The sequence below is a fragment of the Odoribacter sp. genome (assembly GCF_985060555.1).
Map to the genome: position 1 here is coordinate 1 of NZ_CFKYFN010000006.1, position 26,780 is coordinate 26,780.

The following is a 26,780-nucleotide window of genomic DNA, read 5'->3' on the forward strand; positions in this document are numbered from 1 at the left end:
ATTTTAACGAAAAAATCAGAAGAGGTCGTCAGACTTCTTCCGGAACGTCATGTCCTGCCTATAAGAGTATATGGGAAAATACAGAAAAATGACAATAAATTAGTTAAACAATTCATCTGCGACCAACAGATGTTTTCTTTTCAGGAGGAAAAAGCGACCAACTTTTTCCTCTTTTTCTATTCTACAATCAAAGTATTTCCTTTTAACGAAAAATGTACCTCACTGCTATTCTCCAATACTTTCAGTAATTCCGGCAATTCTCCGTAACGGGGAAGGTTTCCTTTAAAAACAATCGCTTTAGCCTGCTGATTCCGGTAAAATACTTCGACATCGTACCAACGGGCCACTTTGCGGAGAATAGCCTCTAAACTCAGATCATCGAAAACAAACATGCCATTTTTCCAATCCACCACCTGCTGAATGTTCACTTCACCGACAACGATCTCCCCTCCTTGCCGGCCGAGCGAGGCTTGCTGACCGGGCATAAGCTGAACGTGCTGCCCCGAAGCCGAAGCGGTCACAGCAACCTTTCCTTCTACCAATGTAGTATATGTCCGTTCCTCATGTCCATAAGCATACACATTAAACTGAGTACCCAACACCTCTACAACCTGCGCCTCCGACTCTACCCGAAAAGGATGTGCGGTATCTTTCGTCACCTGAAAATAAGCTTCTCCTTCAAGATACACACGCCGTTCGTCTGTATTGAAACAGGTAGGATAACGCAAACGGGTATCGGCATTCAGCCACACATAGGTTCCATCCGCCAGGATCAATTCATATTCAGCCCCCCGGGGAACTTCCAGGGTATTGTACTGCCATTTTTTTTGTTCTCCTCCCTGCCGGTTAGTATAAACGATATTTTTTTTCCGGCGATCGATCACAAAATTCCTGTTTTCTTCTTCCGGCTTCACTTCCTGCTCCCCGCCTAACAAAATTTGTTCTCCATTTTCCAATATCAGACGAGGTTGTTTATCCCAATCGGCTAATAGCTCGGTTTGAGGCTTTCGCACAGATTGAAGCCAAAGCAACCCGCCGATCCCGAAGCATAAAATAACGGCAGCAGCCAGCCACCGAAAGTAACCCAAACGACGACGCCTTTCCTGTCGGCGTAATCCGTATTGCCGGCCTATTTCTGCCTCCAACCGCTCCCAACCTTTTTTTCGATCTACCTGACGGATCTCCATCCACAACTTCAAAGCTTCTTCCAGTCCGGCTTCTTCCCGGTTCTCATCCGATTGTTCCCGATCTGTTCTCATAATTTAATCCATTTTTATCCGACTTATATCATGAAAACAGTTCAAAACAAAAATATACGTAGTTAAAAGAATAATTTTTTGCAGTATCCTGATTTTATCTTTTACCTTTGTGTCAGAAGGAAAAATTTACATGTGATGTCCTTTAACTCAACCGATGAATACCAGAAATTCGAAACCCTGTTCAAACAATATTACAGTGGTCTGGTAGTTTATGCCAGCCGTTTTACAGGAAACACAGAAAATGCCGAGGATTTGGTACACGACCTTTTTATCCATATTTGGGAAGACAACCGGATCCTGGGAACGGATCATATAAAAGCCTATTTATTTACATCTATCCGCCACCGCTGTCTGAACTATCTGGATCACTTGAAAATCCGGAATGAATATCAGGAAAAAATCCTGCAAAAAGGGGATATTACGGGAATGTTAACCTGGGAATATTATGTAGAAGCAGAACTCCGGCAGCATATCGAAACCGCCATCGATCATTTACCTCCCCAAGCCCGGAAAATATTCCTGATGAACCGTTTTGACCGTAAAACGGCTGTAACGATAGCAGCGGAACTCGGTTTATCTCCCCGTACTGTCGAAAAACACCTGGAAGTAGCTTTAAAAAGTCTGAAGAAAGAATTGAAAGATTATTTACCAACGACTCTTTTACTTTGGTTATTTCCCTGAACCTTTTTTTATATTTTTATCTATCCGGCTAAATGCTGCAATAATCATTTAAGTTTATTTTAACTTATTTCCATTACAATTTTTTAGTATCCATCGTAAATTTACAGAATTAAATAATGGTTTGTAAAATATTACTATGGCTTATATCGACTATTATGGAGTGCTGGGTGTCAGCAAAACGGCATCTCAGGACGAGATCAAAAAGGCTTTTAAAAAACTGGCCCGGAAATACCATCCGGACTTAAACCCGAACGATCCGACAGCAAAACAAAAGTTTCAGGAGATCAACGAAGCGAACGAAGTACTGAGCGATCCCGAAAAACGGAAAAAATACGATGCTTACGGAGAAAACTGGAAACATGCAGATGAATTCGAAGCTCAAAAGCAACGTTATCAGCAACAAAGCCGAAGTGGCGGTGGCGGCTTCGGCGGTATGGGTGGTGGCTACTGGTCCTCTGCAGAGGGAGGAGGTTTCAGCGGTAACTTCAACGGAAACGAAGGTGAATTTTCCGATTTCTTCGAATCCCTATTCGGTCAACGCCGGGGAAGCAGCCGAAGAAGTTCGGCTGGATTCAAAGGGCAGGACTTCAATGCCGAATTGCATCTTTCTTTACGCGATGCCGCAGAGACCCACAAACAAATCCTGGAAGTCAACGGTAAAAAGATCCGGATCACCGTGCCGGCGGGAGTAGCCGACGGACAGACGATCAAACTGAACGGACAGGGAGGCCCGGGGATGAACGGTGGACCGGCAGGCGATTTGTATATCACTTTCGTTATCGGCGACGATCCGGTATATAAACGCGAAGGTGACAATCTGTATATGAATGTCCCGATCGACCTCTATACCGCTGTATTAGGCGGAGAACAGATTATCGAAACCTTGAACGGAAAAGTGAAGATGAAAATCAAGCCCGAAACACAAAATGGGACAAAGGTACGCCTGAGAGGAAAAGGGTTTCCCGTATATAAACAGGATGGACAGTTCGGGGATCTTTTTGTCACTTATGAAGTGAAGATACCGACTCATCTCACAGAGAAGCAGAAGGAATTATTCCGGGAATTACAAAACTCCTAACTTAAAGATCGTTCAACTATGGATACAGAATTAATTATTTTCAACGAATATTGCCAAAAGAGCCATACCGACCCGACTTTTATTATTTCGCTCGAAGAAGGAGGGTTGATCGAAATACGCACCGTCGACGGCGAACGGTATCTTCTCGCCTCCCAGCTCCGGGAACTGGAAAGATATAGCCACCTGTATTACGATCTCTCGATCAATATCGAAGGCATCGACGCCATTCATCATATGCTGGAACGCATGGAAAGGCTGCAACAGGAAGTGAGCTTCCTCCGCCGTCAGCTCCGCCGCTTCCAGACAAAGGATGATTTTTTTCAGGAAGAATATCGATGATAAAACTAATTTTATTCCTCACAAGTTACCTTTTTCTGAGAACAATGGAGAAATGGAACAATGAAAGAAAAGCAAACTTTAATTCTCCGTTTCTCCTAATTTATGGTAGGTATATTTCGTTACTCATTCGTCTCCGGTGATCGGAATTGGCGACCCGGTCTGACGGTATAAAGCCCGGAATCGAAATAGAAAGAAAAAAAATTCAACCTAGCATTATTTTTCCTAAAGCCTAAGGATTATGAAGGGAAAAAACTATTTTTGCTCACAGATCAAAATTAATGTAATTCATACACTTTAATCCGGGATTTCCTGACTAAAAACCAACTGATGAAAAGACATTTCATTTTATTCCATTTCATCTTGTCGACCGGCTTCGGCAGCTGGTCTGCCCAGGCACAAGGCCAATCCGATCATTTTGTTCTTCCTCCGGGAAAAGCTATTTATCAACCGAAAGAATTTGCAGGCCAGGATTGGTATTCCGACACTTCCCGCTACTCCTACCGGCGCATGTCCTGTACGGATAATCTGGCCATATTCTGGGAAAAAGGATTCGGGAACGATTTAGCTGCTCCTCCCGATTTAGAGGGACATCCGATGGCTGTGGATCTGGAAAATCTGAAATATCAACTGGAACGTTTTTACCTATTTTACCGCGACTCCCTGAAATTCGTCAAACCAGGATCGCAAAGTGAAAAATACCGGATGATGGCGATGATTCAATATTCTCTGGAAGGGACGGCCTATGGCGGCGATTACGACCAGGTGATCGGTGCTTTCTGGGCTACTCCGAACCGGCTACAGGACAAAAGATTAAATGCTGTGGCTCACGAACTGGGACACAGTTTTCAATTACAGTCGATCGCCGACGGAGAAGGTGTCGCCTGGGGAGGTAACGGGATTTTCGAAATGGGAGCTCAATGGATGCTCTGGCAGGTCAACCCCCACTGGATCGATGACGAGACCTATCACTGGGATGCTTTTAAAAAGAATACCCACAAAGCTTTTCTGCATACGGAGAACATTTACCGTTCGCCTTATATACTCGAATATTGGAGCGAAAGGCAAGGTTTACCGTTTATCGGCGAATTATTCCGGCAAGGCAAGAAAGGCGAAGACCCGGTTATGACTTATAAGCGGATGCAAAATCTATCCCAGGAACAATTCAATGACGAAATGTTCGATGCTTATCAGCACCTGATCAATTTCGATTATAAACGGGTATTTTCCATCACCCGCCCATGGGCCAATTCTTTCCCGGATTTCAGGACCTGTCTGGAAGAAAAAAAAGACGGCTGGTATCAGGTGAGGAAAGCCTGGTGTCCTGAAAATTACGGATTTAATGCGATCCACCTGCAAGTCCCGGCAGCCGGCACAACCGTACAAATCACCTTTGCGGGCCTAACCCCGGCCGGACAAGATTATAACATTCAATCACCGGAAAAAGCAGGCTGGCGTTATGGTTTCGTCGGAGTCACCGCAACAGGACAGACAATCCGGGGCGAAGTACACAAAAACCGTAAAGGAAAAGTCAGCTTCAAAACCCCCAAAGACCAACCTTTAAGCCATCTTTGGTTCATCGTCATGGGAGCTCCTGCCGAACACCGGATGAACCCGGGATGGAATCCCCAAGGTCCTCAGCCAACCGATGCCCAATGGCCCTATAAAATAAAGGTAAAGGGAACGGAAATCCTTTGATAAATAAAACGGTGCCCGCAGTAAAACACAGGCACCGTTTCCTTTCCGGCTATCAGCTTCTCAACACCTACAATCCTTTCGCTTTTTCTCCAAGCAAATCCTGCACAACGACGTCCAATTCAGCCCCCCTTACCCCTCCGCATACGATCTTCCCTTCCGGGTCGAGCACGATACAATAGGGAACTCCACTCACCTGATATTCTATCGCAACCGGTCCTTTACGTCCTTTCTGATCACACAGCTGGTGCCATTGCATACCCTCCTCTTGTACCGCTTTTTTCCAATCTGTATCCCGCTCGTCGATCGACACACTGATCATATTGAAATCTTTGCCGCATACTTCATAAAGATGTCTCAAATGAGGTATTTCACCCCGGCAGGGACTACACCAGGAAGCCCAGAATTCAAGCATATTGTAAGCACCCGGTTTCATATATTCCGAAAGCGGCACATTTTCTCCTTTCAGATTTTTCAGAACGATATCATGATAAGTCCCCCCGCGGGCCACACATCGCATCCGCTCTGCTGTCTTTTTTACATCTCCCATCATGGAGGCATTTTGCAGGGCAGGGGTAAAGCCGTTCATCAGCCCGTCGATCTCCTCCACCGTCATTTCCGACCGGGTTGAATTCAACAAATTATTCGCCAGTAATAAAGATACAACAGAATTGTTGTGAACTTTGATAAATTCCCCGGTAGCTTCGTTCAACCGGGCTTTGACACGATTCAGTTCCCGGACGATCTTCATGCCCTTTTCCGTATTGAAAATTCCATCCAGGGCCGGCACATGATATACTTTCAGGTATTCATTCCACAAAGCCGTTTTCCTTTCTGACAACTCCTGTACAGAGGTTTTATATGCCTGATACAGATCCTGTGTGGGAGAACCGGTCAGCGTAACGTTGTGTTCCTTATTTACCGCTTCCCAGTAATAAGCCGGCATACTGTCCATCTGACACTGGAATTCCATGGCTGTATTATCCGCAAAAAAACGATAGGCCTTCAATGTCTTTTTGCGCTGATCGGGTTCATCGGGAGTCATATCGACTACTAAACGGCAATATTTCGGATACTCGAAAGTCCGGGTTCCTTCCAGCTGGAATTTTTCATCTTTGATTACGGTAGAATCCAGCAATACGTCGGGATACGTATCGATATTATACAATTTGACCACATACCCGTCCAGGGCTCCCGGTAATGAACCGTTTATCCGATATACCCGGGGTTGATGACAAGCCATACACAAGCCAGTCAAAACGATAAAATACAATAGTTTCATAGCTGTAATTTTTTATTTAACGGTTAATTTCTGACATTGTTCTGCAAGCTGTTCCAGATCCAGCTGGTAATATTGCCGGTAATATTGTATGACCAGATCGTATTTTTCCTGCAAGCGGGACCAGGTTTTCATATCCGTTTCCCGTTCCGTCCTGTCTTCCGTCAGGATCCAGGCGACAAAAGAAACCCAGTCTGCATAAGCATAATCGCTGGTGGCAGAAGCCCCGAAAGGAGAGACAAACCCGCATTTTTTTCCGATTTCCCGGTTATAATTATTCGAATAGTCCAGACAAACATCTTCATCTGTTTCATTTTCATAGTAATATAATCCTTTGGAGATTGCTCCAAAACGTTCCGGCAACGGAATACCTTTGTAAGTGGTATAAGACAAACCCCGGAAGAACTCATAAAAAATCCCCCATTTCCATCCTTTCAGGTTATCCGTAAACTTATCGTCGGTATCCTGGCTGTTATCCAGGTAGCCGTAATAGAGGATCCCCTGCATTTCTTCCGTCTTGGTATTGGAGAAAATTCTATTCCCATTCTCATCCTTGTATTTATTATTTCCGGGATTGATTTTTACCAAAACCTGCCGTCTGTAAAGTCCGCTACTTACCATCTCATCAGGCAGCAGGGCGAAGAAACCCGTCAACAAGGTCAGGAATTTTTCAGCCACCGCTTCGTCTGCAGCCTGCATCGGAATCGCTTCCGGATTATTTGCCGTAATCCCATTCACCTGGGTATAACCAACCTCCGTTTTCAGGGCCTCCTCTCCACTCAGATTATAGTAAATATGTAAATCGTACTTCTGATAAAGGGCATAACACATTTTCTGCGCTTGGGAAGGACCGTCCAGGATGGCAGGCACAGGCCCTGTATACTCCCACATGGCTTCGGGGGTATCCTCTTTGGTACAGGCCATAGTCCCCCATATCAAACAACAGTAACAGATCATTTTATATAGACTCATTCGTTTCATAGCTCTATCATTTTAACGTGGATTACTACCGATTCCGGGATTCACACTCAGTTCCCTCTTCGGAATTTGCAATACATAGCGGGGATCATCTTTTTCCAGACGGGCCACCTGATTTTCATAGCCGATACGTTCCATAGCAGGCCGGGTTGTCCGTCTGAGATCGAACCAGCGGTGTCCTTCCAGACACAATTCACGGCGGCGTTCCGCTTCTATGAATACCAACAGGGAATTCTGATCGAAATCCGCAGCTTTCAGGTCTGTATAAGTCCCCTCCCGGAATTTTTCAACCCTCAGTCGGTTCAGATACTTTACAGCCTCCCCTATCCCGTTCTCTTTATGGGCATAAGCTTCTGCCAGAATCAGATACATTTCTTCAGTCCGGATCACCCGGGTATAACCACTGCCGGCATCCGGTCTCATTACACTGCTGATGTTCGGGATATATCTGTTTTTGGCATAGATCAATTTGGGTTTTCCCCTTAAAGAATAAGTCTGCATAAAGTAATAACGTCTCACATCGTCCGGCTCATCTTCATACTCAGCCGCCAGTTTTTTATTGACACTGAAGGTTGAAATAAAATGATACCATCCCAAGGCAGGCACAATCTCACTTATTCCATTTACAAACAACACATTATCATTATCTTTCGCCAAATAATCCTTTCCCCACACCGTCGAAGCATTCCAGCTGCTGACAAAGTTATTATCCATACTGAGGCGGAGTCCTGCCTCATACAGGTTGAATATCGCCGGATTTTCCCGGATGACCTGTTCAGCACACACAATGGCAGAATCCCATTGCTGCATATAGAGATACACCCTGGCCAGCAAGGCACGGGCCGACAAAGCATCGAATTTCAGTTTGGCAGGCTTGGAAACCGGATTAGCCTCCATCAGCCGGACTCCTTCTTTCAAATCTCCGACAATCAGGTCGTATACCTCTTTAACGCTGTTCCGGGTATATGCCTTATCTTCTGCCGCCGTACTCAGATTCAGCGGAATACCGGGATCTGTGGCACAAGTTTCCGGATCATAAGGTTTGGCATACAGGTTGACCAGATAGAAATGGGAATACGCTCTCAAAGCATAAGCCTCTCCCTTGATATTCTGACGGGTACGTTCCACATTCACCTCATTCAGTTCCATCCCGGCAGCCTGATCGATATTTTCCAATACCACATTGGCATAAAAGACACTTTGGTAGAATTTCTCGAAAGCGATATCCCCCCCGGGCATAGTTGTCTCGATATCTTTATTCCACATATAGGCAGCCACATACACATCTCCATAATCGTCCCCCTCCATAGAGTGGTCGGAAGCAATCAGATCCACATCGTCCGAAAGGATATCCAGGTAAGGAACCACCTGTTCTGTCAGATACCCGTAGTTCAGCAACTGATCGTAATCGTCTGTCGTATTGGGTTTCAATTTATTTTGGGGCACCTCTTCCAGGTAAGACTCACAACTGCCGGAAAAAATCCCTCCCAATACGACCAGCATATATAATAATCTCTTTTTCATATCTTTTGTGTATTAAAAGTTTACATTCAATCCCAAGGTAAAACTACGGGGTAAAGGCAGTGAACCGTAAGCCGTCGTTGTATAATTAATGGTCTCCGGATCATATCCTTTCATCCGTTTATCCGCCCAGACAAACAGATTTTGAGCCTGGAACTTCAGGGATATACCTCCCAGTTGACGGTCGCCCAGAACAATCTTCTGTACCAACCGGCCGGGAAGCCTGTATTCCAGCATCACATTCCGCAGACGTAAGTAGTCTCCGGGCACTACAGTTTTCTGACTCTTATTGAATATCACTTTGGTGTAATGGCTGTCTCCGCCGGCATGTCCGGACAGGACCGGAATAATCTTCGTTGCTTCATCTCCCGGTTTTCTCCATCTGTCCATGATTTTCCGGTTGGCATTCTGGTCTGCCTCCGGTAAAGAATTATAGGCAAATTCCGGTAGACGGACCTTATTTTTCAGACCGAACGAAAACAGGAAAGACAGGGAAAAATCTTTATACCGGATGACGTTATTGAATCCGCCCGACAATATCGGATCCCGGGTACCTTCGTATTTCAGGTTATAGATATTGTTGTAAACAGCCTCTTCGATCTCCGGATCGTCTTCGCTCAGGATATTGTTGTTTTCATCGTAGAACAAGGGTATACCGTTTTCATCCAGACGGGCAAAACGATACGAAAACATACCGTTTACAGGTTTGCCCAGAAAGACTTCACCCGGGGTATAGATACTCTTTACCAGACTTTCGGCCTGAGGGGTTATATTAGATTTTACGACCTTATTTTTTACATACCCCAGATTGACGGACGACAACCACGAAAATTGCTTTTTCCGGATAATATACCCCGATACGGACACATCTACTCCCTGGTTTTTCACATCCGCATAATTGACAAATTTATTGAGAAAACCCGTTACAGAAGAGACGTTCTTGGATGCAATCAGGTCTTTGCTATAATCCCGGTAGTAGTCCACATCCAGGGTCAGACGGTTATCGAACATGCCCAGTTCAAAACCGATATTGACCGAGGAAGTGGTTTCCCATTTCAGTTCCGGATTCGGGGCTTGTATAATTTCCATCTGCAACAATTGATTGACTTCGTTCGGAGGTAAAGCAGAAGCAACAATCTGCGGCGTACTCTCCTCCACGATATTTCCCCTTAAACCATAAGAAGCCCGGACGGCCAGGTTATTGACCAGTTCCGATCCCGACAGAAAATGCTCATTGCTGATGATCCATTTCCCGGAAACCGACCACAAAGGCAGATAACGGTACTTCGGATTAGAACCGAACAGATTCGAACCATCGAAACGGATATTCCCGTTGATCACATACCGGTCTTTATACATGGCCGACAGAACGGCGTAATAAGATATATAAGAACGTTCGGGTATATTCCGGGTCATTTTATTTCTGGCCAGATGACCGGTATTCTCTCCCAATGCAGGTTCGTAAAAAATATTGCCCCGGTCGTGCATATATCCCGAACCATTGCTGGTCAACCCCTTATACAGGGTGGTCCTGAACTCCTGTCCGAGCATGGCGTCGATAGAAAAATCTTCTGCCAGGTTTCCCTTATACTCCAGGCTGTTCCGGATCAGGGACGTTCTCTGTTCATAATTCGTTTCATTGTACACTCCTCCGAAAGGCAAAGAGGTCTTATCATATTCTTCCTGGGTATAGTCCCCGAAATCATACCCTCTGATTTCCGCCGCATAGGCACTTTTTTCCTTAGCGTAATCCGAACTGGAGGAATGCGAGGAGGCATAACTGAACAAACCGTTGTATTTTAATCCCTTATAAAGATTTACCGTCAGATTCAGGATCCCTTTCAGGTCGGTCTGGGAAGATTCCCGATGGGTATTTTCCTGTTCGTTCAGTATATTATAGAGGTAATATCCTCCGAATGTCTTTTTATAAAAGAAGTAATCGCCGTTTTCATCATATACCGGAATCGTCCGTGAAGTCCGTACTGCATACTCGAACGGGTCGGCACTGACATGGAAAGTTTCCCGGTCACGGCGCCCTGCCTGTAAAGTGGCAGACAGGCGTACTCCCCGGAACAGTTCTGCATTCAATTTGGCCAGTCCGTTGAAATTCTTATAATCCGTCTGTTTGTCGGCCCCTTGCTCCCCGTCATAACTCAGGGAAATGTAATAATCCGCTTTCTCCGAACCGCCGGAAACACTCAGGTTATGGGTCTGGGTATATGCATTCCGGTACAATAGTTTAAACCAGTCGGTATTCCGGGTTTCCGTCTTTTTCACTTCTTCCCTGAATTGTTGCAGGGTAAGGTTACCCAAGGCATACTGGCTCATCAGTCCTTCCATTCCTACCCCTCCGTTGATATACAAACCATCGTCATAGCATTGTTGGGTCAGTTCCACTCTTTCCCGGGAGTCCATCAGGTCAAAATCCCGGTAAGCAGGACGCAGGCTGACAGCTGAAGTGTGTTGATAAGAGATATTGAATCCGTTCCGCTTTCCTTTCTTTGTCGTCACCACGATCACCCCATTGGCTGCCCTCGTCCCGTAAATCGCCGTTGCCGAAGCATCTTTCAGAACTGTGATACTCTCTATGTCGTTGGGACTCACTCCTCCGATAGCGGAGTTGAACATATTCATGACATCCGGGCTATTCAGCTCTGCGACTGTTATAGGCACGGAATTTTCCAGCATCACTCCGTCCAACACCCAGAGCGGATCGGCGTTACCGGCTATCGTTGCCGTTCCCCTGACCCGTATTTTGGGGGCAGCGCCGGGAGCTGCAGAAGTATTCACTACCGACAGGCCTGCCAATTGTCCCTGTAGCATATCTTCGATACTGGAAGCCCCTACCATATTCAGGTCTTCTGTTTTGATAGTCGAAACAGCACTGGTCAACTGCCTTTTCTCGATCTGCTGGTAACCGGTCACAACCACTTCTCCAATCTCTGTAACAGCATCTTTCAGAACTATATTCAACATTTCTTCTCCACGATACGGTATCTCACGCGTTTCCATTCCTACAAACGAAAATACCAGTACCAAATCGGGCAGATCCGCAACCTCCATCCGGAATTTTCCGGCATTATCCGTAGACACCCCGACCGTAGACCCCTGAATCACCACCGAAACGCCGGGCAAGGGTATTCCTTTCGTATCCTTTACCGTTCCCTGTATGACAATTTTCGGATTTTGCTGTTGTTTTACCGGACGGATGACAATCGTTTTATTCAAAAATTCATAGGAATAATCATCCTGCAAAACTTCCTTCAACAACTTACTCACCTCCATTTTACTGTCTGTCAGTTTAATTTTACGGGCAACATCCAGTTCATCGTCGCTATAGAAGATATCATATTTCAACTGTCTGTTGATGGCCGTAAAGATATCTTCCATTGTCAGTTCGTTCAGGTTCAGAGTAACAGTCCCTCTCTGGCCCTAAACCGAAGCACTCACCTGAAATATGCCCAGAAAAAAGAAAAAAGTAATCAATTTCATAAGCAACAACCATTTTTTTATTTTACCTGAACGGCAAAAACAATTCAAATCCTCATTTTTTTTCATAAATTTGTAGATTGAAGTTAATAATGGCCTGTAAATCAGTCTGGCTCAAGGATCGGTTTACAGACGTTATCGATTATCGGGGATGAGAGTCGCGACCTCTTATCCCTTTTAAATTTTACTCACAACGATTTGCTTTCCTTCTACTTTAAAACGGATACCGGTAGTCATTTCCAGAAAACGCAACACCTCGGTGACCGGGCTATGCTTGTTGATGGAACCCGTAAAACGCATTTGTTTTACCTCTTCGTCCTGATAAACCATCGTAAAATCGTACCAGCGTTCTAATTTTTTGACAATCTCTTCGAAAGTGTAAGCCTTGAAATAAAACTTTCCATCGACCCAGGAAGTATATAAACCCGCATCGACCGAAGCCACTTTCCTTTGGCCGGAACAGCGGTCCACAGTATATTGTTCCGAAGGCTTTAAAACAACCGTACGGCCTTGTTCCGCAATCCTGACACTTCCTTCCACCAGAGTGGTTTGCCAATAGTTGTCTTCGCGGTAAGTACTCACATTGAAACTGGTTCCCAACACCGTAATTTCTCCATTCTCAGTCGATACCTGAAAAGGAGCGGTTGTATCTCTGCACACTTTAAAAAAAGCTTCTCCGCAAAGCTGTACTTCCCGCTTACCGGCAGCAAACCGGACCGGGAAACGAATCGTCGTTTCGGAATTCAGCCATACCTGTGAACCGTCGGGCAGCCTCACCATATATTCACCCCCTTTCGGTACGATCAGCGTATTATACGCTGTAATCGTGGAATCTTCCGTACTCCCGGTTTCATATTTCAGCTCTCCCCCTGACGTATCGTTGGTAATCTTTACCCCTAATTCCTCGATATCCCGAATTTCTGTCTGAGTTCCCAGGATAATTCTTTCCCCACTCGCCAATATCAATTCTGCTTTCGAAACGCCCGGTAGAATAACATCCGTCAATTCTCCCGTAACCGGAAGTGCGGACTCCCTGTTATACGTTACCCACCCCCAGACAGAAAAAAATAAAACAGTCACAGCCGCAGCATATCTGCACCAGCCGGGTACGCGCCATCCACCGGCCGTCTGTTTCTCCACCCTCCGCCAGGCCCGGTCGATATCGTACTTCTGCTTCTCCGCAGCTTTCATACTCCTGCGGGAGACCATCATTACATCCAGCATCTGCTTCAGCTGCGGATCATCGTATCCGACCGCTTCTTCCTCCTCTTTTTTATCTCTTCTCCATAAACCAGAAAGCCGTTGCCATAAATCTTCTGAAAATGGTACACTCATGACCTTTATATCTTTAATTTTATATAAAGGCAACTAAGTTTAAAAACGGGTGAGTGAAAAAGAAAAAAAGTTACTTCATCTCTTTATAAGTTGCACAAGCAATCAGTAACAACAGGTTCGAATTTTTAAATACAGCGATTTTTTCCCGGATTTCACGATAAGCTTTGGAGATATGTGATTTCACCGTATTCACCGATATGCGGAGCTCCTCGGCTATCTCCAGGTATTTTTTTCCTTCCAGACAACTTTTCATAAACACAATACGGCATTGCTGGGGTAAAGATTGAAGGATATGCTGAATTTGTTCCAACTGGGTCTGTTCTTCTTCGGAATAACCGGATTTCAACAGATCGTCCCAATATTCGGACAGTAAACGGGAATGAGTCCGTTCGACAAGTTGATGTTTCAAAATATTCAATACCCGGTGTTTGACGGCAGAAAAAAGATACCCCCGGAAGGATTCCTGCAAACGGATCGTTTCCCGGTTGTTCCAGATATAGATAAATACATCCTGTACCGCATCCTCGGTTTCACTCTTTTCGTCCAGATAAGTCCAGGCATAATGGCACAAGTCTGTATAATACTTTTGAAACAACTGCTCAAAAGCACTCCGGTCACCCTTTCTGACCGCCCCAAAAAGTTGTAAATCTGGATCTATATTTCCGAAATCGTTCATCGGGGACAAATATAAAAAGTATCTCTTTACGATCAAAGAGATACTTTTATGACAAAAGGCTTCCCGCAATCTGTCAATCGGCGATCAATTTACGGTAACGCACCCGCTTGGGCTGGATATCGCCAAGCTGTGCACGTTTGTGTTCCTCGTATTCAGAATACGATCCTTCGTAAAAGACCACATTAGAATCTCCCTCGAAAGAAAGGATATGGGTACAGATACGATCCAGAAACCAACGGTCGTGTGAGACGACAACAGCACAACCGGCAAAGTTTTCCAAGCCTTCCTCGAGAGCCCGGAGGGTATTCACATCTATATCGTTAGTCGGCTCGTCGAGCAACAACACATTGGCATCGGCTTTCAGGGTAAGGGCCAGATGAAGGCGGTTTCTCTCCCCTCCGGACAACACTCCGCATTGCTTTTCCTGATCGGCTCCGGAAAAATTAAACCGGGAAAGATAAGCACGTGCATTAATCTCTCTTCCTCCGACCCGTATCGATTCCTGACCGCCTGAGATCACCTGATAAACCGTCTTTTTCGGGTCTATATCCTTGTGCGTCTGATCAGCGTATCCTATCCGCACGGTTTGCCCCACTTCAAATGTTCCTTTATCGATACTTTCCATCCCCAGTATCATTTTAAAGAGAGTTGTTTTTCCAGCCCCATTAGGACCGATAACTCCAACGATACCATTGGGAGGAAGGGTGAAATTCAGATCATCGAACAGCAACTTGGAGCCGAAAGCTTTCGCCACATGTTGTGCTCCTATCACTTTATTTCCTAAGCGGGGACCGTTCGGAATAAAAATTTCCAACTTGGTTTCCCGTTCTTTCTGATCTTCATTCAATAATGTCTCATAGGATTTCAACCGGGCTTTCCCCTTAGCCTGTCGGGCCTTTGGGGCCATATTGATCCATTCCAATTCATGTTCCAGTGTCTTGCGGCGCTTACTGGCCTGTTTTTCTTCCAGCGCCATTCGTTGGGTCTTTTGTTCCAACCAGGACGAATAGTTACCCTTCCATGGAATTCCTTCTCCCCGGTCAAGTTCCAGTATCCAGCCGGCCACATGATCCAGGAAATAACGGTCGTGAGTAATACAGATTACCGTTCCGGCATACTGTTGCAAATGTTGTTCCAACCAATCGATCGATTCGGCATCCAAATGGTTGGTCGGTTCATCCAACAGCAATACGTCCGGTTGTTGAAGCAGCAAGCGGCACAAGGCAACCCGGCGCCGCTCTCCACCGGAAAGCGTATCCACCACCTGATCCTCGGGGGGACACCTCAGCGCATCCATGGCCCGCTCCAAACGACTGTCCAGATTCCAGGCATCCGTAGCGTCTATCTTATCCTGCAATTCTGCCTGACGATTGATAAGAGCATTCAATTTATCCGGATTTTCCAACACTTCCGGATCTCCGAACTTTTGATTGACCTCCTCAAATTCCTTCAAAGCGTCCACAATATCCTGTACCCCCTCCTGCACAATCTCCTTAACAGTTTTGCCGGATTCCAGCTTCGGATCTTGCTCCAGATACCCTACGGAATATCCCGGAGAAAAAACCACTTCACCCTGATAATCTTTCTCGATACCGGCAATAATTTTCAACAAAGTAGATTTTCCCGAACCGTTCAAACCGATAATACCGATTTTCGCTCCATAGAAAAAAGATAAATATATATTCTTCAACACTTGTTTTTGAGGAGGAAATGTCTTGCTGACCCCCACCATTGAAAAAATAATTTTTTTATCATCCGCCATAATTCATGTAATCTTAATTGTTTTCTGCCCAATCTCCGGCATCGGGTACAAAGATACAATTAAAACGGCGAATTAAATAGGTTTATAAAGTCTGTAAAGAAATTATAAACCTATATAGTCCGACACCCCCGTCCCTCTGGTTTATCTTGCCAGTAAAGGTTCTATTTTTTCCCTATCCGATGGACGGGGAGCAAAAGCATTGATGATCCTGAAATTTTCATCGATCAACAAAAAACGGGGAATGGAAGTAATGTCCCAGGCATCGCCTACCACATAAGGATCGGCCAAAACTTCCTGAATATGAGCCGGCATACCGTCTTTTTTCAATCTCTTGACCCAAAGCTTTTCATTCTGGTCGATCGAAATACCGATAAACCGGATATCCGGATACTTTTCACTCAGTTTCTCGAACTCGGGTAATTGGAACAAACAAGGCAGACACCAGGTAGCCCAAAAGTCGACATACAACACCTTTCCCTTAAAATCGCTCAGCCGCATTTCTTTCCCGTCGATATCCTTAAAAGGAATATCCGGAGCCGGCCGGCCTTCCATCAATTTTGCCCGTTCTTGCAATTTTGCCTGAAAAGAATTACGTAACTCTTTATTCCGGATCTGACGGGAAAAATCGGTATACATCCGATAATCCTTAAGCATCAAGCCCTGATCCAACAATTCTGCATTTTTTAAAACCGTCATCCATTCCCTAAAAGCCGGAGAAAGAGCAAACTGAAACACCTGGGTCTCATGGCATTCCCGTAATATATTCCGTACATCGGAGATTTCAAGATAGCGATCGGAAGCACCGATCTTCTTTAACAAAGGTTCGGCCAGTGTCGCTACTTCCCGATAAAAGGCCTGTTTCTTTTCGAGTTTTACCTCAGGAGCATCATCGTAGTTACTCAATTGCCCCACAGAGAAATAATCCAGATAAGTCGCCAGCCGACAGGCTTCCAGCCGGATTTGTTCCAATTCCCGAAATTCCGGAGTCACTGCGGTCAAATGGGCTAAGGCGTCCAGGCTGGCATCTACAATACTGTCCACCTTATAGCGGTAAACCTCGAAACTCACTTTTTCTTTAGGAAGGCCGAATTCATTTAGCTCCCGTCCTATTTTAGCGATCTCCCAACCGCTCAGTTTCGCACTGTTGCGCAAATAGTTATTGGCTTCTATTCCTTTACCGTTAAAAGTGGTTTTCGTAGTATTCCGGTTGAAAATAATCTCCAGATCATCGCCCGGAGTCAAATACAAGGTATTATGTCCCACTTTATAATAGGCCGGTTGTTTTAATTTCAATTTTAAATCGAAACGGCCGTTGGAATCGAGTATAATTTCTATCGTCCTATCATGATAGACTTCTGCTGCGATCCCATCACTATTCATCGATACCCGGTCCAATCCGAATTGTTTCAGCGAACCGGATATCTTCACTACTCCGGCCTTTGCCGATAAAGAACAAGAAACCAGTAACAGTATAAGTAATTTTATGATTTTCATAGGATAAATATTAAATTATTCAACAGCCCTCCAGCTCATTTTTTTGATTTTCATAAGCCCTTCCCAACATGATTTTTCGTCCGCCTCGAGTTCTACCTTATCCGGATTCACTCCCTGGATATATTTTTGCAGTTTTCCTCCGGTTGTCGCATTGTAAGTCGCCACATACAGCGGATTCGCATTCGGTTCGATCGCAGTATCACAATACAGCATCGTAATCGGATCACCCATATCGAAAGTGTAATGCCGTTCATTGCCTTTATTGTAATCGTAAGCATGCAAAGTTGCACCTACGGCATAATACACCACTGTTCTCCGGGAAGAAAAGGCATAAAAATCGGCCTTATCGAAATCTACAGCCCCCGCACCGATCGTATAACAATTCAATTTCGTCGGTCCGGAACCGACTGCCCGGAATTTATAGAGATAATAGGCCCCGGCCGGATCTTTCAGGATAGCGAACGAATTACCGTTAGAGCTCCCGACATCCAGGGTATTTTCCCCATAAACCAGAGTCCGTCCCGTCGTTCCCTGGTTCCAGGGGAACGGATCTCCTGCCTGATCTTCCAGCAAATCGGAAACAGCGATACTGTTCTTCACTGTCAGAAAACGTCGATTCTCCACATCAAACCATAAAAAACCACCCGAATAGCTATTCAATGTATAGAACAGATAAGGAAAAGCTTTATAGTAGGTATTCTGATCCGAAGTCAGACAATTCACCGGATTATTATAATAATCCCCTCCCATCAATAACGTACTGGCATTGAAAATATATCCGTTATTACATACGACTGTGCGATAGTAGCTAGACCCGCCGTTCTTACCAGCCTTATCTTTCACCCGCGGAATAATATCTACCGGTACGAATTCCGTGTCGAACGTCCGATCCATAAACAATAATTTACCGAACACATCACTTTCCGAACCGGCAAAAGTTTTACGATCCATGGAATAAGCCTGGGACCCGGTCAATACCCATAACTTGATATAGTTACTGTTTCCTGCCGCTCCCGTATGGATAATATCCACCGGATTTTTCAGGACCGGCAGCCCGCTGTTTTTCAATAATTCTTTGTATAAAACCGTATCTTTCACCATCGACAACATCTGCACATCTGCCTCTCCCTGAGTGTTCTCACCGATCAGCAAAATGCCTTTCGAATAAGCGGTTCCAACTTTCAATGTAGAAGTAGCCACCGTCACGACACCGGTCTGCCGGTCGGTCACCCTGAAATATAAGGTATAATCACGCGGAGCTAATTCAACCCGATAGTTCAATATCCGTTCCGTACCGATCAACTCTGTCGAATTATAGGGCACGTTAGCCCTCCATTCATAAGCAAAACGGGTGGTATCCCCGATATTTCCTTCCGTTACCGTCACCGTAGGATCGATTTCCAGCACACTTTCCCGGTAAACCGTTTCATAAACCGACTCTAACCCCTCTATGTTCACCTCACAAATGTCATGATAATCGTACGAGCCTTTGTCATCATAGCATGCCGTCAACCCTAATGCGAATACAATAATATATACTAATCTTTTCATAATTATTTCTGTTTAATCGTAATAACCTTCTTCCGGTACCCAGGGTACACCTACTTTCGATAACCAGGGACAACCGCTGAACCACATCAAACGCCCATCCTCTTCCAAAACCGGTTTTTTGTCATTGTAGCATTGGATCAGATAGGTGGACATAGATTTATATATCAGCATTTGCAATGCACTCGGCATCGTTTCAGTACTCATAAAATCATTATACGTCAAATTAAAACGCTCACAAATCAATTCCAGTTTTTTCCGGCTGAAAGCGCCCCAATTTCCGGATTCATACCCTCCATTATAGGGAGAAACGGCAGTACCGACCCAAACTTTAGGCTCTACCATAAAATCAGCAATACGCAAGGTATGTAATGAAGCATCGAAATGCTCATACACCGGCCCGGTCCGGTGTGAACCGATCAAGGCATCCCATTCCGGGAAAGCCAGAGAAAAATATTCGTTAGCCACCAATCTCAAGCCCAATCTCTGTTCTTTTTCCTGCAAAATATCGGTACGTATCAGGCGGACTTCTACCTCAGCGGCAGACTCTCCGGCCTTGATCACACCTTCACGGTTCAAGGGCAGATAACCCACATTTTCAGTCAGATCGGTACTATCGGGATTGACTTCCACCAGAAAAATCCGGTCATACGCTTTCACCGGACCGGTAGCCATCACCTTCACCGACAGCGTTGCGGTATCTCCCGGCAAACTGATAAAATTGACATCCGTATAAGGTTGGTAAGGCCAACTATTTTCATTTCCCCAGGAATCTCCCCATTGTACGGCAAAATAAACTCCTTCCAAGCCTTCATAATCCATCAGGTCTTTTTCACAACCCGACAACATCAAAGGTAAAAACCATATATAATATAAAAATCTTTTCATAATCATTCATTTGAAATATCTGTACTACTGATTCGTTGATCGGTTTCGCTTTCCGGAAGCGGAACGACATATTTGGCCAGTTCCACGTTCTTCGTTCCTGTAGCCTGATTTCCATCGGGGATATTTACCATTTCCTGACGTTTATAGAAAAAGAACAGTTGCCCCTCACCCAACATTTCTTTTTTATATTCATTCGCCAGGATATTGATCCGGTTGTCTTCCGTCAGGGCAAGGCTGTTGCAGTTTCTGGCATTACGGAAAGTATTCAGATAAACGGAAGCTTCGTCCAGCTTACAACATTCAACCGCAATCAGATACATTTCGCTCATCCGGATCAGGGGGATCATATATTGCCGGCTGGCCGTCACATTATCCTGCTTTTCGAATTTGCGATGATAGAGTACCGAAGTTCCGTTTTTATTATAAGTAGACCAAACCGAATAACGGTAATCATTCTCATTATCGTATAAATCATCTCTCCGGGCAGTGCCGGCTAAGGTGAGAATACTGGTCGACTCGAGTGTCGGAGCAAACAAATCCTCATGTAATTTTTCCCGGGAAGAATGATAGGTTCCGAACAATACTTCGGAATAGAATACCCGGTCGGGATTCGATGAAGTAGCTTCGCTATTCGTTACAAAAGGGAAAAATTCCGCTCCTTCAGCCTGTCCTTCGGCAATCACTTCTTTGGCCGTAGCCGCAGCTTTTTCCTTATCTCCTCCCCAAAGCTGAACCCGGGCCATCAGGCCCTTTGCTGCAAAATAATTCATCCGGAAACGCCTGTAATTCAAATCTGTATCGGAAAATTCCTCTTCCACAAAATAAGGATCCGTATCTTTCAGCAAACCGACAGCATTTTTCAGATCGTCGAGAATCAGTCCGACGACTTCCGATCCGGACAGTAAAGGAGTAACCGTCTGATCCGAATTCGTCTGATAAGGAATACTTTCTTTATCCAATTCAGAAGTCAGGGGACCGAACAAACGCAACATATCAAAATGAAGCATTGCCCTTAAAGCCAAAGCCTCCCCTTTGATCGACCCCCTCCAGACAGGCGAAAGTCCGGCCTTATTTTCATCACATTTTTCGATAATCGTATTGCAACAGGCAATCACCGCATAGCATTTCTGCCACATGTTATCGAACAGGGCCTTCTCATCGTTTCCGGTATAAACCAAACCTCCATAATTATAGAAAGCATGCGACGAAGAAGCAACACTGTAATACTGTCCCATCACATCCAAAGCACCGGCAGTCAGGTTTCGGCCATACAATTCATTCGTATTCAATTCAATATACACCCCGTTCAATGCCTTCACAAATCCCTCCCGGTCATTGAAAAGCATCTCCTCCGACAAACGATCCGAAGGCGTCACATTCAGCCATGACTCACAGGAATAGAAGGATAGCAGAAGTAAAGCCAGACCGTATTTGATGATGAAATTCAACTTTTTCATTTTCATTCGTTTTAATTTAAAATCTTAATCCCAAAGACATGGATACCGAACGGGCAAAGGGATAATCGATACCCCGTTCATTTTTCACGGTTGAAATCCGGAAAATATCGTTCATATAAGCTCTTACCGTCAATGATGAAGCGCCGACCGATTTCAGCCATTTTCCCTGGCTCTCGTACCCCACCGATATAGACTCTCCTGAAAAGACGTTGTTGTCGGCGACAAACCGGGAAGACATCGGCGTATCGGCTGTCGTTGAAATCGCCCGGAATTTAGCATTATCGCCCGGTTCTTTCCAACGATCGTACAAAGCCCGCTTATCCTGATTATAGTGGACATCACTGAACGAAATATTTTCTACCTTATTGTACAAGGTCTCCATAAAGATCTGCCCACCCAACCGGTAACGGAAATTGGCAGAAGCCGAAAAACCTTTATAGTAAAAAGACATGCCGACAACCCCTTCCAGTTTCGGATCACTATTTCCTACGACCACCTCATCCTCGACATTATAAGCAAAACTCTGGGTACCGTCTTTATGCAAAAAGATCTCACGTCCCGTAGCCGCATCTATTCCGGCAGAGCGGACAGCCCATAAATCCGAAGGACTTCCGCCATCGTAATACCGCAACATATTCTTGGTCTTATTTTCATCATTGAACCGGGACAGACAGGAACTGACATTCCGGTATTCCGAAGTCAGATGCCGCAAGGTCGCGTTTACCTGCCAAAGCAAGTGTTCTTTTTTCAACAAAGCATAATTCAGCACAACCGTATATCCTTTCGTCACCTGTCCGCCGACATTAGCCGGAACGGAGGTACCTCCCGTAGACGAAGGAACTCCGGTATAAACCAACAACGGATCGGTTTTCTTTGAAAAATAATCGAAATTCACCCGCAAACGGTTATTAAACACCACTAAATCCAAACCGATATTCCGGTCCAGCGTTTTTTGCCACTCCAGGTCCGGATTTCCGAAATTATTGATGATAGCGCTGACTCCCCAAGGATTGGTGTGATGATTATTATAGGTATAAATTTTCATCGCAATATAAGCATCGAAGTTCTGGTTTCCGGGATTTCCGATCGAAGCCCTCAGTTTCAGCATATCCAGCCAACCGGCCCCTTCCAGAAAATGTTCGTTGTGGATATTCCATCCAAGTCCCACCGACCAGGTATTGGTAAAAAGTTTGTTCACCCCGAAAATGGAAGCCCCGTCTGCCCGCCAGTTGGCATCCAGCAAATAACGGTTGTCATAAGCATAACCGAGATTCACATAATAGCTGGCCGTCCTTTTCTTAACATCCTGATATACTTTTTTATCTGGATTATATTCCTGAGCAAAAGAAGGGTTGGAAAATTCATCGTCGATAAATCCCCGCATAGTATATCCGTTCAGATTCGAAGTCGACTGGGTAAAACGCATTCCGGCCACCGCATTTACCATATGCCGTTCTGCCAGTAATTTTCCGTAGGTAACACTCAAATCACCGTCATAACCGAAAACGTGTTTTTCCGATTCCGTATAGGCCCCTTTCTCATTATCTTCCTTACCCACAAATTCCGAATTGAAAGGCGAAGAAAATTTCTCTGCCTGCTCGTTGGATTTATTCACCCCTATCCTCGCCCGGATCCTCAATTCGTCTATTACCCGCCAATCGGCTTCAAAGTTGTTGGTTATCCCTAAAGTATGGGTACGATCGAAATTTGTATTAGACAAATCGTAAAACGGTCCGTATACATTTTCGTTTATTATTCTAAAGGTATTTATATCAAAATAAGAAAAAGACTCCAGCACTTTTACAGGTTCTCCGTTTTCGTCCGTTTTCCGGTAATACGGATTGGTTTGGGCGAATCTTTTAAAAGAAACGCTCTCCCGTTCTGCCCTGGTATAATCCACATTCAAAGAATTGGTAAAAGCTACACGGCCTTTCCGGTAAATGAGCCGGACATTTCCATTCAATACATCCCGGTCCGATCCCTTCATCACTCCCTGGGTTTTTCCGTAACTCACCCCGACACCATAACGCATCACTCCGTCGCCACCTTCCAGAAACAAATTGTGTTTGTGTGTCGTAGCAAAACGCAGGGGCTCGTTCATCCAGTAGGTATCCACCCCTCTCCGCACTTCCTGCAAACGCATATTATATTTTCTTTCCTGCTCGACACTTCCCAAATACCCGTCCGGTCCCCAGCTTTGATAAAGTCCGGAAAGCAATTCGAACTGCAATTTTTCCTCGGCATTCATCAAATTATAATCCGACAGATCGGCAAAAGTAAAATTCAGGTTACCGGTATAATTCAATCTCAGCTGCCCGGCTTCGGGAGCTTTCGTTTCTACGACCACGACTCCATTGGCTGCTTTCGATCCATATATAGCGGTAGCGGCTGCGTCTTTCAGCACAGTAATACTCTGTACCCGGTCCATACTCAAATCACTGATCGTCGCCAGAGTCGACTCGAAACCGTCGAGGATAAATAACGGTTGGTTGGGATCGGTATTATATTCTTCGGTCAAACCGATTACACTGGTTTTCCCCCGGATTTCGATATTGGGCAAATGGTTGGGGTCCGAACCGAAGTCATTGTTTTCGATAATGGCAAACGAAGGATCGAGTGTCTTCAGACTTTCGAGTACATTCGAGTTACCGATCATCTTCAGCTCTTTATTGGTAAATGTAGCCGACGAACCGGTAAAGCTTTCTTTCTTTCGGGTAAAAATACCGGTCACCACGACTTCGTCCATCTCGGCCACTTCTGTAACCAAGGTGATATTCAATTCTTTTTCTCCTTTCCATCTCACCGCTTTCTTTTCCATACCGATAAACGAATATACCAATGTCAATTCCTTCATCTCAGGCACAGATAAGACATATTTTCCGTCAGTATCGGTCACCGTACCCAGCGAAGTACCCTGAATCTGTACCGTTACTCCCGGTAGCAAACTGCCTTTTTCATCCGTCACCTTACCGACAATTTTCACTTCCTGAGTTTGTTTCTGCGGTACACTTTTCTGTTCCCGGATAATCACCAGATCATCTTCGATCAGGAAAACAAAGGGACTTCCTTTCAAACAATCTTCCAAAACTTCTTCGAGGCCCACCCCTTTCAAATCCACCGAAACCGGTTGGAATTGTTTCACTGCATCACTGTCATATACAAACTTATATTCGCTCACTTGCCTCAAATATTGAAACACATCCGCCAAAGAGGCTTTTTTCATCGAAATGTCGAATTTTTTTTGTTGTGAATAGACTGCAGCCTGTAAATTCAGCGAACACACGAGTAGAATCAACACCGTCTTCATCATAATCAACATACGGGGTAATTTCGTGAGTACGAAACTACCGTTCCTTAAATTTTTTTTCATACATTTGTAAATAAAGTTAATAATACGCTCTACTCCCCACGAAGGAGTATCGATATGTTAATGTAAAGCAGTACATGTGCCCGCATGTATTGCTTTTTTAATATATCCTACTGTTCGATAACCACCGTTTTTCCGCTTACCCGAAACCGTGCCCGCCCGGTCTTTTCAAGCTTCGATAAAATGGTTGCGATATTTTCATACCGCTGAATATCCAAAGAAAAATGGGCTTCCTTCAAATCCGGTTTGGCGAAAAAGAATTCCACATCATACCACCGGGCCAGTTTGGTCATAATTTCCTCAAGCGATGCCTCGGTAAAATGGAATAGTCCGTTAGTCCAGCCGATATAATCTTCCGCCACCACCTGTTTCAGAGTAAACCGGCCTGCTTCCACCGCCAATTGCTGATCCGGCTGTAATACCTGAGTTTTATCCCCGACAGCTACTTCTACTTTACCCCTGACCAGCGTAGTCGTTACCCGGGAATCCTCCGGATAAGCTTCCATATTGAAAAGGGTTCCTAATACTTTTACCGCCAAATCAGCCGTTCTCACGACAAAAGGCTGTTCCTCCTTCCGGGCTACATCGAAACAAATTTCTCCCTCCATTTTCACCTCCCGCAGCTCCCCCGTAAAACGGACGGGATAAGTCAGGCGAGACTCCGAATTCAACCACACCCGCGTTCCGTCGGCCAAAACTAATTCGTATTCTCCTCCACGCGGTACAACGATCGTATTCCATTCCGCTTTTTCTTCCCGATCCTCCTTCCCGGCATCGTATTTCACCATTTTTCCGGTCGTTACAATCGTAGTTCCTCCCGCAACAGCAATCGTTTGGCTCGAAGAGTCGCCTATACTCACCTGTTCTCCGTTTCCTAAAATCAGTGTCGCCCTAAAACCTTTCGTCCCCCCTGATGTTCCGGCAACCACCGGTTCGGCAACAGGCTCTCTCATCCATAAAAATGTTATACCCAAACAAATAACCACACAAGCAGCTGCTACTGTTACCCACCAATTGAATACCCGCTTTTTCCGGAACAGTTTTTGTTCAAATCCTTCCCATTCTTGCTTTAGCTCCAAATAATCCGGATAATCAATATCCCGAAGCAATCTTTCCCGGATTTCCATATACTCCCTTGCATGCTTTTCAGAAGAGTTTTTCCACACCTCCAAATCCTCCGCCTCACGTCCAGAAAGTACTCCGATCAATTCGCATGCAATCAACCGGGCAATTTCATATCGTTTTTCTAATTCTTGCATTGCTTCAATCAATTATCCAATATTCAATTTTTTTTCTCATTTTTTATATATAACGATCCAATTTAAAAAACGGGTGAGTAGAAAATCCAAAAACTGGATTGAAAGCCAGGCTGCTTCTAATTTATAAAAAGTTGTCCGAATTATGATTTTGTTATTTAATTTGTTATATTTGCAAAAGAATTACAAATTTGGAGAATAAAATGGTACTTGAAATTCGTTTGAGCAACTTCTTCTCAATTAAAGATGAGGTGGTACTGGATATGCAGGCAGCAAGCATACAGACCAAAAAAGCAAAGGAACTTGAAGAAAATACATTTGTATGCGGTAATGAGCGCTTGCTTAAAACTGTTGCCATTTATGGTGCAAATGCCTCAGGAAAGAGCAGTGTTATCAAGGCTATTCGCGCTTGTGTGGGAATGATATTCTCATCTCACAATTACAACGAGAATACGATATTTGCCTTTACTCCATTCAAATTCGGGAGCATTGGCAAACCAAGTACATTCTTCATTCGCTTCCTTCTTGAGGGTATCGAATATGAATATTCTTTTGAACTCAATAAAGTTGAGATACTGAAAGAGGCTCTGTACTACTATCCCAATGGTCGTCGTTCACTGATATTTTCTCGTGATGAGACAAAGGGACCCGACAAAAAGGATATCTATGAATTCCGTTCGG

The 26,780-nt window shown here is 44.8% G+C and carries 19 protein-coding genes; 5 read left to right on the forward strand and 14 right to left on the reverse strand.

Annotated features, from left to right (window positions below):
- Positions 1–176 precede the first annotated feature (176 nt).
- Positions 177–1,259 (reverse strand): FecR family protein, encoded by a 1,083-nt coding sequence (locus AC5RDS_RS01030; RefSeq protein WP_175315886.1) that lies wholly within the window; start codon positions 1,257–1,259, stop codon positions 177–179.
- Positions 1,260–1,394: 135 nt separating this feature from the next.
- Here AC5RDS_RS01030 and AC5RDS_RS01035 point away from each other — a divergent pair, with 135 nt between their 5' ends.
- From AC5RDS_RS01035 to AC5RDS_RS01050, 4 genes are all read left to right on the forward strand, one after another.
- On the forward strand, positions 1,395–1,940 hold the full coding sequence (locus tag AC5RDS_RS01035; protein ID WP_229039726.1) for an RNA polymerase sigma-70 factor: 546 nt from the start codon (positions 1,395–1,397) through the stop codon (positions 1,938–1,940).
- A 136-nt stretch (positions 1,941–2,076) separates the two neighbouring features.
- Positions 2,077–3,018 (forward strand): DnaJ C-terminal domain-containing protein, encoded by a 942-nt coding sequence (locus tag AC5RDS_RS01040; protein WP_013610465.1) that lies wholly within the window; start codon positions 2,077–2,079, stop codon positions 3,016–3,018.
- An 18-nt stretch (positions 3,019–3,036) separates the two neighbouring features.
- Complete coding sequence (locus AC5RDS_RS01045; RefSeq protein ID WP_118104746.1) at positions 3,037–3,357, forward strand: chaperone modulator CbpM; 321 nt, start codon at positions 3,037–3,039, stop codon at positions 3,355–3,357.
- Positions 3,358–3,684: 327 nt separating this feature from the next.
- Positions 3,685–5,052: a DUF6055 domain-containing protein gene (locus AC5RDS_RS01050; RefSeq protein ID WP_013610463.1), complete on the forward strand. Its 1,368-nt coding sequence runs from the start codon at positions 3,685–3,687 to the stop codon at positions 5,050–5,052.
- A gap of 67 nt (positions 5,053–5,119) precedes the next feature.
- On the opposite strand, the gene AC5RDS_RS01055 is transcribed toward AC5RDS_RS01050, so the two are convergent.
- From AC5RDS_RS01055 to AC5RDS_RS01115, 13 genes are all read right to left on the reverse strand, one after another.
- Positions 5,120–6,331 carry a redoxin domain-containing protein gene (locus AC5RDS_RS01055; protein ID WP_494222173.1) on the reverse strand — a complete coding sequence of 404 codons (1,212 nt, stop codon included), beginning with the start codon at positions 6,329–6,331 and terminating at the stop codon, positions 5,120–5,122.
- A 12-nt stretch (positions 6,332–6,343) separates the two neighbouring features.
- On the reverse strand, positions 6,344–7,309 hold the full coding sequence (locus AC5RDS_RS01060; RefSeq protein ID WP_195305927.1) for a putative zinc-binding metallopeptidase: 966 nt from the start codon (positions 7,307–7,309) through the stop codon (positions 6,344–6,346).
- Positions 7,310–7,321: 12 nt separating this feature from the next.
- Positions 7,322–8,830, reverse strand: a complete 1,509-nt coding sequence (locus tag AC5RDS_RS01065) for a RagB/SusD family nutrient uptake outer membrane protein (RefSeq protein ID WP_022160867.1) — start codon at positions 8,828–8,830, stop codon at positions 7,322–7,324.
- 12 nt (positions 8,831–8,842) lie between these two features.
- The gene (locus AC5RDS_RS01070) at positions 8,843–12,217 is read right to left on the reverse strand and encodes a SusC/RagA family TonB-linked outer membrane protein (RefSeq protein ID WP_494222174.1); all 3,375 of its coding nucleotides are present in this window, start codon (positions 12,215–12,217) and stop codon (positions 8,843–8,845) included.
- A gap of 276 nt (positions 12,218–12,493) precedes the next feature.
- Positions 12,494–13,651 carry a FecR family protein gene (locus AC5RDS_RS01075; protein WP_013610457.1) on the reverse strand — a complete coding sequence of 386 codons (1,158 nt, stop codon included), beginning with the start codon at positions 13,649–13,651 and terminating at the stop codon, positions 12,494–12,496.
- Between the two features lie 70 nt (positions 13,652–13,721).
- Positions 13,722–14,327 (reverse strand): RNA polymerase sigma-70 factor, encoded by a 606-nt coding sequence (locus AC5RDS_RS01080; RefSeq protein WP_195458069.1) that lies wholly within the window; start codon positions 14,325–14,327, stop codon positions 13,722–13,724.
- A gap of 73 nt (positions 14,328–14,400) precedes the next feature.
- Entirely contained in the window at positions 14,401–16,089 is a 1,689-nt protein-coding gene (ettA, locus tag AC5RDS_RS01085) for an energy-dependent translational throttle protein EttA (RefSeq protein ID WP_195305925.1), read from the reverse strand.
- A 141-nt stretch (positions 16,090–16,230) separates the two neighbouring features.
- The gene (locus AC5RDS_RS01090; RefSeq protein WP_118108606.1) at positions 16,231–17,583 is read right to left on the reverse strand and encodes a TlpA family protein disulfide reductase; all 1,353 of its coding nucleotides are present in this window, start codon (positions 17,581–17,583) and stop codon (positions 16,231–16,233) included.
- A gap of 15 nt (positions 17,584–17,598) precedes the next feature.
- The gene (locus tag AC5RDS_RS01095; RefSeq protein WP_217778846.1) at positions 17,599–19,134 is read right to left on the reverse strand and encodes a PKD-like family lipoprotein; all 1,536 of its coding nucleotides are present in this window, start codon (positions 19,132–19,134) and stop codon (positions 17,599–17,601) included.
- Positions 19,135–19,146: 12 nt separating this feature from the next.
- Positions 19,147–20,019 (reverse strand): DUF4843 domain-containing protein, encoded by an 873-nt coding sequence (locus AC5RDS_RS01100; RefSeq protein WP_162610031.1) that lies wholly within the window; start codon positions 20,017–20,019, stop codon positions 19,147–19,149.
- Between the two features lie 2 nt (positions 20,020–20,021).
- Positions 20,022–21,476 (reverse strand): RagB/SusD family nutrient uptake outer membrane protein, encoded by a 1,455-nt coding sequence (locus AC5RDS_RS01105; RefSeq protein WP_181990681.1) that lies wholly within the window; start codon positions 21,474–21,476, stop codon positions 20,022–20,024.
- Between the two features lie 16 nt (positions 21,477–21,492).
- A complete protein-coding gene (locus AC5RDS_RS01110; protein WP_013610450.1) occupies positions 21,493–24,846 on the reverse strand; it encodes a SusC/RagA family TonB-linked outer membrane protein in 3,354 nt (1,117 codons plus the stop codon).
- A 107-nt stretch (positions 24,847–24,953) separates the two neighbouring features.
- On the reverse strand, positions 24,954–26,102 hold the full coding sequence (locus AC5RDS_RS01115) for a FecR family protein (RefSeq protein ID WP_013610449.1): 1,149 nt from the start codon (positions 26,100–26,102) through the stop codon (positions 24,954–24,956).
- Positions 26,103–26,302: 200 nt separating this feature from the next.
- Between AC5RDS_RS01115 and AC5RDS_RS01120 the strand changes: the two genes are divergently transcribed.
- Positions 26,303–26,780, forward strand: a 478-nt coding sequence (locus AC5RDS_RS01120; protein ID WP_494222175.1) for an AAA family ATPase, incomplete at its 3' end; no start/stop codon positions are given.

Bases quoted from the DNA above. Each gene is read 5' to 3' on its own strand.
- AC5RDS_RS01030 (WP_175315886.1), bottom strand. From the start codon at position 1,259: ATGAGAACAGATCGGGAACAATCGGATGAGAACCGGGAAGAAGCCGGA.
- AC5RDS_RS01035 (WP_229039726.1), top strand. From the start codon at position 1,395: ATGTCCTTTAACTCAACCGATGAATACCAGAAATTCGAAACCCTGTTC.
- AC5RDS_RS01040 (WP_013610465.1), top strand. From the start codon at position 2,077: ATGGCTTATATCGACTATTATGGAGTGCTGGGTGTCAGCAAAACGGCA.
- AC5RDS_RS01045 (WP_118104746.1), top strand. From the start codon at position 3,037: ATGGATACAGAATTAATTATTTTCAACGAATATTGCCAAAAGAGCCAT.
- AC5RDS_RS01050 (WP_013610463.1), top strand. From the start codon at position 3,685: ATGAAAAGACATTTCATTTTATTCCATTTCATCTTGTCGACCGGCTTC.
- AC5RDS_RS01055 (WP_494222173.1), bottom strand. From the start codon at position 6,331: ATGAAACTATTGTATTTTATCGTTTTGACTGGCTTGTGTATGGCTTGT.
- AC5RDS_RS01060 (WP_195305927.1), bottom strand. From the start codon at position 7,309: ATGAAACGAATGAGTCTATATAAAATGATCTGTTACTGTTGTTTGATA.
- AC5RDS_RS01065 (WP_022160867.1), bottom strand. From the start codon at position 8,830: ATGAAAAAGAGATTATTATATATGCTGGTCGTATTGGGAGGGATTTTT.
- AC5RDS_RS01070 (WP_494222174.1), bottom strand. From the start codon at position 12,217: ATGGAAGATATCTTTACGGCCATCAACAGACAGTTGAAATATGATATC.
- AC5RDS_RS01075 (WP_013610457.1), bottom strand. From the start codon at position 13,651: ATGAGTGTACCATTTTCAGAAGATTTATGGCAACGGCTTTCTGGTTTA.
- AC5RDS_RS01080 (WP_195458069.1), bottom strand. From the start codon at position 14,327: ATGAACGATTTCGGAAATATAGATCCAGATTTACAACTTTTTGGGGCG.
- ettA (WP_195305925.1), bottom strand. From the start codon at position 16,089: ATGGCGGATGATAAAAAAATTATTTTTTCAATGGTGGGGGTCAGCAAG.
- AC5RDS_RS01090 (WP_118108606.1), bottom strand. From the start codon at position 17,583: ATGAAAATCATAAAATTACTTATACTGTTACTGGTTTCTTGTTCTTTA.
- AC5RDS_RS01095 (WP_217778846.1), bottom strand. From the start codon at position 19,134: ATGAAAAGATTAGTATATATTATTGTATTCGCATTAGGGTTGACGGCA.
- AC5RDS_RS01100 (WP_162610031.1), bottom strand. From the start codon at position 20,019: ATGAAAAGATTTTTATATTATATATGGTTTTTACCTTTGATGTTGTCG.
- AC5RDS_RS01105 (WP_181990681.1), bottom strand. From the start codon at position 21,476: ATGAAAAAGTTGAATTTCATCATCAAATACGGTCTGGCTTTACTTCTG.
- AC5RDS_RS01110 (WP_013610450.1), bottom strand. From the start codon at position 24,846: ATGAAAAAAAATTTAAGGAACGGTAGTTTCGTACTCACGAAATTACCC.
- AC5RDS_RS01115 (WP_013610449.1), bottom strand. From the start codon at position 26,102: ATGCAAGAATTAGAAAAACGATATGAAATTGCCCGGTTGATTGCATGC.